This is a genomic window from Brevundimonas sp. (assembly GCF_013823285.1).
In the GTDB taxonomy this organism is placed as follows: Bacteria; Pseudomonadota; Alphaproteobacteria; order Caulobacterales; family Caulobacteraceae; genus Brevundimonas.
The window spans coordinates 1-11,876 of sequence record NZ_PNLV01000024.1 but is presented as its reverse complement, the minus strand read 5'-3'; the positions used below and the strand labels follow the sequence as shown (position 1 = coordinate 11,876).

At 66.8% G+C, this 11,876-nt stretch carries 13 protein-coding genes; 3 read left to right on the top strand and 10 right to left on the bottom strand.

Annotated elements, in window-relative coordinates; translation table 11 throughout:
* The first annotated feature begins 5 nt into the window (after window positions 1-5).
* Window positions 6-449, top strand: coding sequence for an NUDIX domain-containing protein (locus tag C0461_RS05420; protein WP_292104637.1), 444 nt, complete (start codon window positions 6-8; stop codon window positions 447-449).
* 92 nt (window positions 450-541) lie between these two features.
* Complete coding sequence (locus tag C0461_RS05415; protein WP_292104636.1) at window positions 542-715, top strand: CsbD family protein; 174 nt, start codon at window positions 542-544, stop codon at window positions 713-715.
* A gap of 67 nt (window positions 716-782) precedes the next feature.
* On the opposite strand, the gene C0461_RS05410 is transcribed toward C0461_RS05415, so the two are convergent.
* Genes C0461_RS05410 through C0461_RS05390 form a run of 5 tightly spaced genes read right to left on the bottom strand, consistent with a single transcriptional unit; the run spans window position 783 to window position 5,585 of the window.
* Window positions 783-1,961 carry a VWA domain-containing protein gene (locus tag C0461_RS05410; protein WP_292104633.1) on the bottom strand — a complete coding sequence of 393 codons (1,179 nt, stop codon included), beginning with the start codon at window positions 1,959-1,961 and terminating at the stop codon, window positions 783-785.
* Window positions 1,961-2,977: an adenosine deaminase gene (locus C0461_RS05405; RefSeq protein ID WP_292104631.1), complete on the bottom strand. Its 1,017-nt coding sequence runs from the start codon at window positions 2,975-2,977 to the stop codon at window positions 1,961-1,963. The genes C0461_RS05410 and C0461_RS05405 overlap by 1 nt, the downstream gene beginning before the upstream one ends.
* Window positions 2,974-3,123, bottom strand: a complete 150-nt coding sequence (locus tag C0461_RS05400) for a hypothetical protein (RefSeq protein ID WP_292104630.1) — start codon at window positions 3,121-3,123, stop codon at window positions 2,974-2,976. Before C0461_RS05400 ends, C0461_RS05405 begins: the two co-directional genes overlap by 4 nt.
* A gap of 39 nt (window positions 3,124-3,162) precedes the next feature.
* Window positions 3,163-4,926 (bottom strand): arginine--tRNA ligase, encoded by a 1,764-nt coding sequence (gene argS / locus C0461_RS05395; RefSeq protein WP_292104629.1) that lies wholly within the window; start codon window positions 4,924-4,926, stop codon window positions 3,163-3,165.
* Window positions 4,923-5,585: a Tat pathway signal sequence domain protein gene (locus C0461_RS05390; protein WP_292104628.1), complete on the bottom strand. Its 663-nt coding sequence runs from the start codon at window positions 5,583-5,585 to the stop codon at window positions 4,923-4,925. Before C0461_RS05390 ends, argS begins: the two co-directional genes overlap by 4 nt.
* Window positions 5,586-5,732: 147 nt before the next feature.
* Between C0461_RS05390 and ispH the strand changes: the two genes are divergently transcribed.
* Window positions 5,733-6,701 carry a 4-hydroxy-3-methylbut-2-enyl diphosphate reductase gene (gene ispH / locus C0461_RS05385; RefSeq protein ID WP_292104626.1) on the top strand — a complete coding sequence of 323 codons (969 nt, stop codon included), beginning with the start codon at window positions 5,733-5,735 and terminating at the stop codon, window positions 6,699-6,701.
* Here ispH and C0461_RS05380 read toward each other — a convergent pair.
* The 5 genes from C0461_RS05380 to C0461_RS05360 all read right to left on the bottom strand — a co-directional run.
* On the bottom strand, window positions 6,698-7,102 hold the full coding sequence (locus tag C0461_RS05380) for a hypothetical protein (protein WP_292104624.1): 405 nt from the start codon (window positions 7,100-7,102) through the stop codon (window positions 6,698-6,700). The genes ispH and C0461_RS05380 overlap by 4 nt on opposite strands.
* Before the next feature lie 119 nt (window positions 7,103-7,221).
* Window positions 7,222-7,839 carry a 30S ribosomal protein S4 gene (gene rpsD / locus C0461_RS05375; RefSeq protein WP_021696318.1) on the bottom strand — a complete coding sequence of 206 codons (618 nt, stop codon included), beginning with the start codon at window positions 7,837-7,839 and terminating at the stop codon, window positions 7,222-7,224.
* Window positions 7,840-7,988: 149 nt separating this feature from the next.
* A complete protein-coding gene (locus C0461_RS05370) occupies window positions 7,989-9,536 on the bottom strand; it encodes an alpha-L-arabinofuranosidase C-terminal domain-containing protein (protein ID WP_292104620.1) in 1,548 nt (515 codons plus the stop codon).
* Window positions 9,533-11,119, bottom strand: coding sequence for a cellulase family glycosylhydrolase (locus C0461_RS05365; protein ID WP_292104619.1), 1,587 nt, complete (start codon window positions 11,117-11,119; stop codon window positions 9,533-9,535). The genes C0461_RS05370 and C0461_RS05365 overlap by 4 nt, the downstream gene beginning before the upstream one ends.
* Before the next feature lie 93 nt (window positions 11,120-11,212).
* On the bottom strand, window positions 11,213-11,876 hold a 664-nt coding region (locus tag C0461_RS05360), incomplete at its 5' end, for an MBL fold metallo-hydrolase (protein WP_292104617.1).

Here is an 11,876-nt window from a genome sequence, read left to right as displayed (position 1 = left end):
GCGCGATGAACCTGCAATTCGGCCAGCCGGAACCCGGCCACAGCTATGAAAATCGTCCCACCGCCTTCGGCCTCGTGTTTCGCGGCGGCTGCCTGGCCTGCGTTCGCGTGGATCGCGGGGAGGGGAGCTATTACGATCTGCCCGGCGGCGCCATTGATGGCGACGAAACCGAGCAGCAGGCTCTTGTCCGCGAGTTTGTGGAGGAGACGGGCCTGACGGTCCGGCCGGGTGATCGCCTGGGCGAGGCGGGGCAATATTTCCTCAAATCGGACGGCCGGGCCGTGAACAATCTGGCCGGCTTCTGGACCGCCGAGGTGGAGCGGGAAGACCCCGACGCCAAGGTCGAGGATGACCACGAATTGCACTGGCTGGACCCGCACCGGGCGCTGGCGGAGCTGCGCCACGACGCGCACGCGTGGGCTGTGGCGATGTGGTTGCGTCGGCGCTGATCCCAAAACCGTGACGGAACAGTTCGGGGCCGTGGCCGGTTATCCCATCGAAGCGCCGCCGTACCGGCCGGCGTCAACCGAAGGGATACACCATGGCTGACCATGATCGTGTTGAAGGCTCCGCCAAGCAGGCTGAAGGCAAGATGAAGGAAGGCGTCGGCAAAATGACCGGCGACCAGAAGCTGGAAGCCGAAGGCAAGGCCAAGCATACCGAGGGCAAGGTTCAGAACGCCGTCGGCGGCGTCAAGGACAGCCTGAAGGACTAATCAGGCTTGACTGAAGCAAGGGCGCGGACATTCGTTCGCGCCCTTTCGCTTGACCAACGTGCGAATTCTATCGCGCCAGGGTCCGCATGGCCCGCTCCAGCCCTTCCAGGGTCAGGGGGAACATGCGCTCCTCCATGACCTCGCGGATCAGGCCGACCGACGGCGTATAGCCCCAGAACCGCTCGGGCACGGGGTTCAGCCAGACCGACTTCTCCCACTGCTCTCGCGCCCGCTTCAGCCAGACCGCGCCGGCTTCCTCATTCCAGTGCTCCACCGACCCGCCGGGGACGGTGACTTCATAGGGGCTCATGGTGGCGTCGCCCACGAAAACGGCGCGCCAGTCGCCGGGATACTTGTTCAAGAGATCCCAGGTGGCCGTCTGTTCCGACTGCCGCCGCCGGTTGTCCTTCCACACGCCCTCGTAGAGGCAGTTGTGGAAGTAGAAGAACTCCAGGTTCCGGAACTCGGTCTTCGCCGCCGAGAACAGCTCCTCGCACAGCTTTACGTGGGCATCCATCGAGCCGCCCACGTCCAGGAACAGCAGCACCTTGATGGTGTTGCGCCGCTCGGGCCGCATGTGGATGTCCAGCCACCCCTGGCGCGCCGTGCCATCGATGGTGGCGTCCATGTCCAGCTCGTCAGGCGCGCCCTCGCGGGCGAAGCGCCGCAGGCGCCGCAGGGCCACCTTGATGTTGCGGGTGCCCAGCTCGACCGTGTCGTCCAGGTTCCTGTATTCCCGTTTCTCCCAGACCTTCACCGCCCGGCCCTGACGGCCCTGTCCGCCGATCCGCACGCCTTCGGGATTGTAGCCGCCGTGGCCGAAGGGGCTGGTCCCGCCCGTGCCGATCCAGCGGTTGCCGCCTTCGTGCCGTTCGGTCTGCTCCTCAAGCCGCTGCTTCAGCGTCTCCATCAGCTTGTCGAAGCCGCCCAGGGCCTCGATCTGGGCCTTCTCCTCGTCGGTCAGGTATTTCTCGTTCAGCAGCTTGAGCCAGTCCGCCGGGACGTCGGCGGTGATCTCGTCGCCCGCGCCCACCGTCTCGACGCCCTTGAAGACCTTGCCGAACACCTGGTCGAAGCGGTCATAGTGCTTCTCGTCTTTCACCAGCACCGCGCGCGACAGATGATAGAAGTCCTCAACCTTTCCATCAGCCACGCCCGCGTCCATGGCCTGCATCAGATGCAGCCATTCCTTCAGGGACACGGGCACGCGCGCCTCGCGCAAGGCGGTGAAGAAGGGCAGCAGCATCAGGCGGCCCGGGCCGCGTAGGCGTCCACCTCGGCGATGTGGCGGGCCTTGTCCTCATCGGCCAGGAACGAGCCCTCAAAGCTGTTCTTCGCGATCTGGACCAGCTGCTCGCGAGTGACGCCCGCATGCTCGGCCATGGCCTCATAGTTCCTGTTCACATAGCCGCCGAAATAGGCCGGGTCGTCCGAGTTCAGGGTCACATGCAGCCCCTGTTTCAGCATCTCGGGCACGGGGTGCTTGGTCAGGTCGTCGATGACGCACAGCTTGTGGTTCGACAGGGGGCAGACGGTCAGGGTCATGCCCTCGGCGGCCAGACGGCGGATCAGGGCCGGATCCTCCAGCGAACGGTTGCCGTGGTCCATGCGGTCGATCTTGAGCAGGTCCAGCGCTTCCCAGACGTATTCCGGCGGGCCTTCCTCACCCGCGTGGGCGACGCGCTTGAGACCCAGCGACCCTGCGGCGTTGAACACCCGCTCGAACTTGGACGGCGGATGGCCGACCTCCGACGAATCCAGCCCCACGCCCTCGATCCGGTCCAGCCACGGTTCGGCGGCCTTCAGGGTGGCGAAGGCCGCGTCCTCGTCCAGATGGCGCAGGAAGCACAGGATCAGCTTCGAGGTGACGCCCAGCTCCCGTTCCGCCTCGCCCATGCCCGCCAGCAGCCCGTCGGCGACCACCTGGAAGGGGATGCCCCGGTCGGTGTGGGTCTGGGGATCGAAGAAGATCTCCGCATGCCGCACGCTGTCGGCCGCCGCGCGGCGGAAATAGGCCAGCGCCATCTCGCGGAAGTCGTCTTCGGTGCGCAGGACGTCGGCCCCGGCGTAATAGATGTCGAGGAAGTCCTGCAGGTTCGAGAAATCGTAGGCCGCCTTGATCTCCTCCACCGATGCGAAGGGCAGATCGACCCGGTTGCGCCGCGCGAACGCGAACATCTGCTCGGGCTCCAGACTGCCCTCGATGTGCAGATGCAGTTCGGCCTTGGGCAGGCCGGCGATGAAGGGGGAGAGGTCAGTCATTTTGGATGGGCCTTCGCATAGTCTTCAGCGGCGCGTTTCAAGGCGAGGCGCGCTTCTTCTTCGACGGTCCGCCCCTTGGAACGGGCGACCGCTTCAAAGCGAGCAAAGAGCTCGTCATCAAGATCTATGACGATGTCTTCCGGCATAGAGCGACAGTGGCAGAGGGGTGGCGCGAAGGCCAGTCGCTACATCCGCTCCGGCGTCGCAATGCCCAGCAGGTCCAGGGCGATCTCGAGCTGTCGCAGGGCGGCGGCTGACAGGGCCAGGCGCGAGGCGCGGGTCGCTTCGTCCGGCGCGGCCAGCACCGGGCAGGCGGCGTAGAATTTCGAGAACGACTGGGCCAGTCGGTAAGCGTGCTCGGCGATCAGGTGCGGGCTGCGCTTGTCATAGGCATCGGCGGCGGCCTGATCGAAGGCGTCCAGCGTCAGGACCAGATCCCGTTCGGCCGGTTCGGCCACCGCGACGGCGCCGGCCGCGGCGCCTTGGTCCGCCGCTTTGCGCAGCAGAGATTTGATGCGCACGGCCTGATACAGGAGGTAGGGCCCCGTCTTGCCCTCGAAGCTCATGAAGCGGTCGAGGTCGAAGACGTAGCTGGTGGTGCGGTTGTTCGACAGGTCGGCGAATTTCAGCGCCGCCACGGCCACCTTGCGGGCGATATCCTCGAACTCGGCCTCGGGCAGGTCGGCGCCCAGTTCGGCCTCTTTCAGGCGTTCGCGCGCCTTGTCGACAGCCATGGTGATCAGGTCGTGCAGCTTCAGCACGCCACCCGCGCGGGTCTTGAACGGCTTGCCGTCGGGGCCGTTCATGGTGCCGAAGCCAAGATGCTCCAGCGCGCCCTCGTCGGCGTATCCGGCCAGACAGGCAGCGCGGAACACCTGCTCGAAATGGTCCGCCTGACGCTGGTCCACTACGTAGAGGATCAGGTCGAAGCCCGGGTCTTCCCGCCGCCCCACGATGGTCGCCAAGTCGGTGGTCCCGTACATGGCCGAGCCTTCGGACGACACGACCAGCAGCGGCGGCAGGTCGCGCTTGTCGCCCTCCCGGGTCACCCGCACGATGCGCGCGCCCTGGTCCTCGATGAGCAGGCCCTGTTTCTCCAGATCGGCGACCATGCCGGGCACGAAGGCGTCCGCGTCCGACTCGCCTTTCCAGAGGTCGAAATCCACGCCCAGCGCCGAGAACTCCCGCTCAAGCGCCGAGCGGCTGACCGCGACGAAGTGGGCCCACAGCGCGCGGTAACCGGCGCGGCCGGCCTGCAGTTCGGCGGTGGCTTTCCGCGCGCGGTCGCGGAACGCCTCGTCTTCCTTGGCCTTGCCGGCGGCCAGCGGGTACAGGCGCTCGAGATCCTCCAGTGACACGGGGCTCCCGGCGGGGAAGGGGCCGTCGCCCTCGGCCATGAAGGCGTCGGCCAGTCCCTCGTCGGCGCAGGCGACGATGAGCAGGCCCATCTGGAAGCCCCAGTCGCCGAAATGGGCGTCGCCCCACACCTGATCGCCCCGGAAGCGGAACAGCCGCTTCAGGCTCTCGCCGATGATGGAGCTGCGCAGGTGGCCCACGTGCATGGGTTTGGCCACGTTCGGGCCGGCGTAGTCGATGATGACCTTGCGCGCCGCATCCACGCCGCTCGCGCCGGCCCGGTCAGCATCACCCGCCACCGCCTCGGCGCGCTCGGCCAAGGTCGCGGCCGCCACCTTCAGATTGATGAAGCCGGGCCCGGCCACCTCGACGGATTCAAGCCGGGGGTCGGCGGTCAGCCGTTCAGCCACCCGGCTCGCCAGATCGCGGGGATTGGCCTTCAGCGCCTTGGCGGCGGCCAGGGCGCCGTTGGACTGGAAGTCGGCCAGATCGGGCCGGTCAGACGCCGTGACGCGGGCCAGCGCGGCGTCCACGCCTTCGGCGGCGAAGGCGGCCCCGACCGCTTCGCCCAGAACAGACTTGAGGTCGGTCATTGCTGCGTTTGGGCCGTGCCGGCGTTGATGCGGAAGCGGCTGCCCGTTCGGTTGAACTCGGCCATTTCAGCTGTGACTTCAAAACCGACGAGGATCTCGAAATTGGACCCGCTGGTGGTCAGATCAGCGCGGGGAATCACGATGCCGCGAATCTCTTCCTCGATGCGGGTCGTCGACTGCCCCCGGAAATTCACCGGCAGGTCGAAATACTCCTTGGCCAGAACAGCAGTGTTTCGGTCCGTCACCGCGATCCAGTAACGATAGGTCCGGCTGTCGTTTGCCGCCTGCGGCCCCCGTCCCAGTTCGAACAGGATGTTCATGTTGACGGTGATCGGGTCGTCGTCGCGATACGAGCAGTTCGCCGTCACGCCCTGGATTTCACCCGTGTAGCCCACATTGGCGGCGCTGGGCTGGTCGAAGGGCATCTCCACATAGCGCGCGGCGTCATAGAGGATTTTCACGAAGGGGCAGGGCCCGGCGTTGACCTGTTGGTTCAGGCGCAGACGCGGCATGTTCCAGCCGTCATTGCGCTGGCGGTTTTCCTGCTGGCCGCCGCTCTCGCCCGGACGGGTCTGGCCAGGCCGGGTCTGGGCTTCGCTCACGACGGGCGTGACGGCCAGGGCGGTCGTGGCGAGGAGGGTCAGGGCGATACGGCGCATGAAGAAATCCCGGCGAGCAGGTGACGCCCGGCGCCGGTCGTGGCGCGAGCTAAGGCTTAGGCTCATCGCTGATAGCGGCTAAAGCGAGGCGCCGCAACGCGCGCGCCCCCGCTGGCGCCCGGCCCGGTGAACGCCTAGTTAGGCTGCATGACCACAGCCGCCGCGACCGTTCTCCATCGCCGCTCCCTGACCGTGCGCCTGGCCACGCCCCGTGGTTTCTGCGCGGGCGTCGACCGGGCCATTCAGATCGTGGAGCGGGCGATCGAGAAATACGGCGCCCCGGTCTATGTGCGCCATGAGATCGTTCATAACCGCCATGTGGTGGAGCGCCTGCGCGGTCTGGGCGCCGTGTTCGTCAAGGAACTGGACGAGTGTCCGGATGACCGCCCGGTGGTGTTCTCGGCCCATGGCGTCCCAAAGGCTGTGCCCCAGGCGGCGCGGTCCCGGGACATGTTCTTTCTCGACGCCACGTGCCCCCTTGTGTCCAAGGTCCATGTGGAGGCCGAACGGCACCACGCGGCGGGGCGTCACATCATTCTGATCGGTCATGCGGGCCACCCGGAAGTGGTGGGCACCATGGGCCAGCTTCCCCACGGCGCCATCAGCCTGGTGGAGACCGTGGAGGACGCCCGCGGCTTCGTACCGCCCGATGACGCTGACCTGGCCTATGTCACCCAGACAACCCTGTCGCTGGACGACACGGCGGAGATCGTCCGGACGCTCAAAAGCCGCTTCTCGGGCCTGCCTGACCCCCACAAGGAAGACATCTGCTACGCCACCACCAATCGGCAGGAAGCTGTGAAGCGTCTGGCGGAGGGGTCGGACCTCGTCCTGGTGGTCGGTTCGGCCAATTCCTCCAATTCCGTGCGGCTGGTCGAGGTCGCCCTGCGCGCCGGCGCCCGTGACGCCCGGCTGGTGGATGACGCCTCCCGCATCGAGTGGGCCTGGTTCGATGATGTGCAGACTGTGGGCGTGACCGCCGGCGCCTCGGCGCCCGAGGAGCTCATTCAGGGTCTGATCTCGGCGCTGTCCGCGCGCTTTGACGTGACCCTTCGGGAAGATGAGGGCGCCCGCGAAACGGTCACCTTCAAGCTGCCCCGCGCCCTGACGGTCTAAAGCGCGTCCAGGTAGGGATTATTGATCCGCACCCGCTGGCCGGGGGCCAGGCCAAGCTCCTCGAACGTCCAGATCAGCTCCAGGCCCTCTTCCGCATAGGCCTGGCAGTAGTCATCATGCATCCGCCGCAGGGTCACCACCGCCTCGTCATCCACGAGGGTGATGATCGGCTGGATATCGTCCCGTTCGGTGCAGCCGCCCGAGGTGACGCGGAAAACGGCATGGTCCGCGATGATCGCCGCGGCGTGGATCGGCTCCAGCACGCCGGGCATGCCTTCGGTGCTCACCACGATCTGGCGGTGCGCGGTCGGCTCACCGCGATCCGGCAGGAACCGGTCCAGCATTGCGCAACCGCCTGTGAGGACGCAGAGGGTCAGGGTGGCTGCGATGGTGCGGAGCAAGGCGCTCTCCCCCGTAGGCATGACGCATGATCGCCTGATTGGGCCAAATGCGAAAGGCCCCGGATCGCTCCGGGGCCTTGTTGTTCACAGCCGGGCGCTCGAAAGCGTCCGATAAAGCCTTAGGACGAGTAGAACTCGACCACCAGGTTCGGCTCCATCTTCACGGCGTAGGGCACGTCGGCCAGCTCGGGGATCCGCACGTAGCGGGCCGAGAAGCCGCGGTCGCCCAGCTCCAGATAGTCCGGCACGTCGCGCTCGGACGACTGCTGGGCTTCAAGCACCAGCGCCATGGAGCGGGACTTTTCCTTGACCTCGACCACATCGCCGGCCTTCACGCGGTAGGAGGCGATGTCGACCTTCTTGCCGTTGACGGTCACGTGGCCGTGGCTGACGAACTGACGGGCGGCCCAGACGGTGGGCACGAACTTGGCGCGGTAGACGATGGCGTCCAGGCGCGATTCCAGCAGGCCGATCAGGTTTTCCGAGGTGTTGCCCTTGCGGCGGGCGGCCTCATCATAGGTCTTGGCGAACTGCTTCTCGGTGATGTTGCCGTAGTAGCCCTTCAGCTTCTGCTTGGCCTTCAGCTGGATGCCGAAGTCAGAAACCTTGTTCTTGCGGCGCTGGCCGTGCTGGCCGGGACCGTAGGACCGCTTGTTGACCGGAGACTTGGCGCGACCCCACAGGTTTTCACCCATGGCGCGGTCGATCTTGTACTTGGCGCTGTGGCGCTTGGACATATGTCACTCTCTATGTGGATGCGGCCCGGCATCCCCCCGAATGGGAATGCGATCTCAACGGCGGTCCACGCATCGTCCGTCATGGAACACACCCCGACCTTGCGGGCGGGACGTGAAGGCGGGGCTTATGACGGCGCCGGGCTCAAACGTCAAGGCGAAGAGGACTCCAGAGTGATCACCACCAACGAATGGGCGGGCAGATCGAGCGCCAGCCGCCCGTCCGAAAGGCGCGCGCCCTCGAACGGGCGAGGCGCGACCCGGTCGGGATCCGCGACGGTGTTGTGGGCGTCCATGGTCCCGGCGGTCAGGATGCGGGCCTGCACGATGCGGGCGGCGCCCTCCATCTCCAGCCCTATGGCGGCCCCGGCGGCGGGGTCCAGATTGATCAGCGCCAGGTGCACGCGCCCGTCTGCGCCCCGCGCCGCCGTCGCGTCCACCATGGGTCTTTCGCCCGCGTCGCCGTCGTCCAGCGTCAGCGGCAGCACGCCGGCGTTCTGGAACGGCTTGTAGAGCATGAAGGCGTGATAGGTGGGCGTCAGCACCATCTCTGGACCGTCGGTCAGGATCAGGGCCTGCAGCACGTTCACCATCTGGGCGATGTTGCTCATGTGCACCCGCCCGGCGTGACGATGGAAGATGTTGAAGTGGGCGGCGGCGACCAGGGCGTCGCGCACGCTGTTCTGCTGCTGGAGGTGTCCATCAGGCGAACCCGGGGTGGGGTCGTACCAGGCCCCCCATTCGTCGACGGCGATGCCCAGCGTCCCGTCCGGATCGTACTCATCCATGACCGCCGAATGCCCCGCGATGATGGCCTCGATGCGGTAGGCGTTGTCGAAGGTGGAGACCCATTCCTCGACCGGAAAGCCGGTCGCGGCGCCCTTGGCCGCCCAGTCGCCGGTGGGCAGGGTGTAGTTGTGCACCGACAGCTGGTCGAAATTGGTCATGCCGTCCCGCATCAGGGTGCGGGTCCAGTCATAGTCGTCCCCGCTGGGTCCCGCCGCGATCATGACGGACTCCTGTCCGAAGGGCGCGATGAAGCCTGCATAGTGCCTCAGGAGATCGGTGTAGTAGGCGGCGCGCATGCGGCCGCCGCAGCCCCAGGGCTCGTTGCCGACGCCAATGTAGTCCAGACGCCAGGGCTGCTCCCGTCCGTTGGCGCGCCGCTCGTGGGCCAGCGAGGACTGGCTGTCCGAGGTGACGTATTCGATCCAGTCCGCCGCCTGCTGCGGCGTGCCCGTACCCACATTGATGCTGAGATAGGTCTTGGCCCCGATCAGTTCGGCGAAGTCGAAGAATTCGTGGGTGCCGAAGGCGTTGTCCTCCTCCGTGCCGCCCCACCAGCGGTTCAGGGTGACGGGCCGGTTGCCGCGCGGCCCGATGCCGCCGCGCCAGTCATAGATGTCGGCGTAGCAACCGCCCGGCCAGCGCACGACCGGAATCTCCAGCGCCCGGAGGGCCGCGACCACATCGTTGCGGAAGCCGCGCGTGTTCGGAATGTCGGAGTCCGGACCCACCCAGATCCCGCCGGTGATGCCGCTGCCCAGCTGCTCCATGAAGTGGCCGTACACCTCCGGCTGGATCACCGCGCCGGGGCTGTCCAGGTCCAGCGTTCCGGTGACCGTTCGGGGCTGCGCGAACGCCGCTCCGGCGAACGCGGTCAGGGCGACGGCCAGTGTGGCCAGGGTGCGGCGGGTCATCGTGCGGTCTCCAGTTCCACCAGGATCACGTCATGCACAGCCATAGGCAGGGTCAGGACGGCGCGGCCGTTCGCGTCGGCGCGCACCGTCATCAGTTCGGGATCATCGCGGGTCTGGTCGTGCAACTCGACCAGCCGGCTTTCGTCCAGGGTCTCGGGCGAGCCCATCTCCAGCCAGGCGGTGTAGGCGTCGTTGTGGCGGAAGCCGACACGGCGGACCGATGCGGCATGGTCGCCGGGCGCCAGTCCCTCGAACCTCAGCACCAGCGGCGCGGCGGGCGGGGAGGGGTGAACCCGGCCGAAATAGGGACGATTGCTGACGTCCTGATCGCGGGGCGGCTCATAAATCCAGGCCAGCACCTGAACGCCCCGCTGGTCGCGGGTGATGATGGTCTGATCGTCGCCGCCCTCAAGCTCCTGATCGCCCAGGGCGTTGAGGTATTTGTAGGCGAACCAGGCGGGCTTGCGTACGCCCTGGGGGTTCATCAGGCCGAACCCGCCCTGGAAAGGCAGGGTCTGCGGTCCCGGCTCCTCGAACAGGTCCGAAAAGGCCCAGTAGCTCATGTTCTGGGCCAGCCCCTCGGCCTGACGCGTCTTGGTCAGGATGAAGGATGCGCTGATGTGGCTGTCATGGACCGGATCGCGCGGATTGTAGCTGGCGCTCCACTCGGTGAAGTACAGCGGCAGGCCGGGCCTGTGGGACGCCTCGATCTGGGCCCTGACGTTGCGGACGTCGGCGATGATGGAGTCGGGCGTGGTCAGCAGCATGTTGTCGTCGTGGCCGAACTCGTCGAGGAAACCGCCCGCCACGCCGTAGGTGTGTGTGGTGATGAAATCGACCGGCAGGTCGTTAGCCTCGGCATAGGCCAGAAGTTCCGGAACCCAGGCCGCTCCCGCCGTGGACGGTCCGCCGACCCGCAAGGCCGGGTTGATGGCCTTTATGGTCCGCACCGTCAGGGCGTAATGGTCGAAATAGGCCGCCTGGTCGGCGTTCTCCCAGAAGCCGTCCAGATTGGGCTCGTTCCAGAACTCGAAATACCACCGGCGCACTTCCTCCGCGCCGTAGCGGGCGATCAGGTGGCGCACGAAGGCGTCGATCAGCCCTTCCCATTTCTCGGGATCGGGGTGGGAGGTGTTGCCCTGCCAGTAGAAGAGGGTCTGGTCCGAGGTCCGCATGTCGTGCGGCGTGAAGCCCAGTTCGATGAAGGGCCGGATGCCCATCTCCAGGAACCGGTCGTACAGCCGGTCGATGCGGCTGAAGTCATAGACCGGACGACCGTCCACCTCGCGATAGACGCCCATGTCGTCATGGAAGATGGCGTGGAAGCGGATGTAGTCGAAGCCGAGCTCGTCACGCACGATCCTCAGTTGGGCCAGAGCATCGTCCCGTCCCGTCACGCCCGGATAATCCGCCCCCACCGAATGCAGCGCCATGCGGTCGCGGGGGCGGGCAGGGGCGTTCAGGTCAACAGTGATTTCACGGCCGCTTGCGGCGTCCGGCTCCTCCACTGCGGCTTCACACGGAGTCTGCACCAGCATCAAGCCGGCCGCGGCCAAGGCAGCCAGCGCACCACACCACTTCACGGCATCCTCCCTCGGTCCTTCGGACTCTCAGGAGAACGGTAACGCTAACATTCCAGATGTGCAAACCAGTTTCACCAGCGCGATGGCGGAGTGTCAGGTGTCGGGCGCCCAGACGAAACCGTCGTCCCGCTGCTCGATGCGGCCCAGACCGGGATAGGGGAAATGCACGCCGTAATAGCGTTGTCCCTCGCCGGCGCCGCGCTCGAGCAGGCCTCGCCGGGTGGCGATGGCGGTGTTGCTGTCGCTGTCCCAGGCGTTGACCAGCTCGGGGCGTTGCACCGAGATCACCGCGCTGTGCAGGGCGTCGCCGATGTAGAGCAGGCGTTGGTCACCCGACGAGATCTCGAAACCGGAATGGCCGGCGGTGTGCCCGTCCAGCGGCACAGCGGTCAGGAACGGCGTGATGGCGGCGCCGGGTTCGAACGTCTGGACCTGCGGCGTGATGGCGGCCACGAGGTCGGCGAGGCCCTGTTCTTCGGCGCCGGCCTGCAGCGCGCGCCATTCCGGGGCGCTCATTCGGATCACGGCGTTGGGGAAGGCGAGGGCCCCTCCGGCGTTCAGCAGGCCGCCGATGTGGTCGCCGTGGGCGTGGGAGATCAGGATGTCGGTCACCTCGGCGGCGTCGACGCCGGCGGCGGCGAGTGCGCCCGGCAGGCCGTTCTGCGTACCCATCTGGCCGCCCGCGCCGGTGTCGATCAGCACCACCCGGTCGCCCTGTCGCACCAGCAGCGGCTGAACCGAGAGGTGAACGGCGTCG

Coding starts and splice junctions, on each gene's coding strand:
- argS (WP_292104629.1), bottom strand. CDS start 4,926: ATGACCGACCTCAAGTCTGTTCTGGGCGAAGCGGTCGGGGCCGCCTTC.
- C0461_RS05405 (WP_292104631.1), bottom strand. CDS start 2,977: ATGACTGACCTCTCCCCCTTCATCGCCGGCCTGCCCAAGGCCGAACTG.
- ispH (WP_292104626.1), top strand. CDS start 5,733: ATGACCACAGCCGCCGCGACCGTTCTCCATCGCCGCTCCCTGACCGTG.
- C0461_RS05415 (WP_292104636.1), top strand. CDS start 542: ATGGCTGACCATGATCGTGTTGAAGGCTCCGCCAAGCAGGCTGAAGGC.
- C0461_RS05370 (WP_292104620.1), bottom strand. CDS start 9,536: ATGACCCGCCGCACCCTGGCCACACTGGCCGTCGCCCTGACCGCGTTC.
- rpsD (WP_021696318.1), bottom strand. CDS start 7,839: ATGTCCAAGCGCCACAGCGCCAAGTACAAGATCGACCGCGCCATGGGT.
- C0461_RS05410 (WP_292104633.1), bottom strand. CDS start 1,961: ATGCTGCTGCCCTTCTTCACCGCCTTGCGCGAGGCGCGCGTGCCCGTG.
- C0461_RS05390 (WP_292104628.1), bottom strand. CDS start 5,585: ATGCGCCGTATCGCCCTGACCCTCCTCGCCACGACCGCCCTGGCCGTC.
- C0461_RS05400 (WP_292104630.1), bottom strand. CDS start 3,123: ATGCCGGAAGACATCGTCATAGATCTTGATGACGAGCTCTTTGCTCGC.
- C0461_RS05420 (WP_292104637.1), top strand. CDS start 6: ATGAACCTGCAATTCGGCCAGCCGGAACCCGGCCACAGCTATGAAAAT.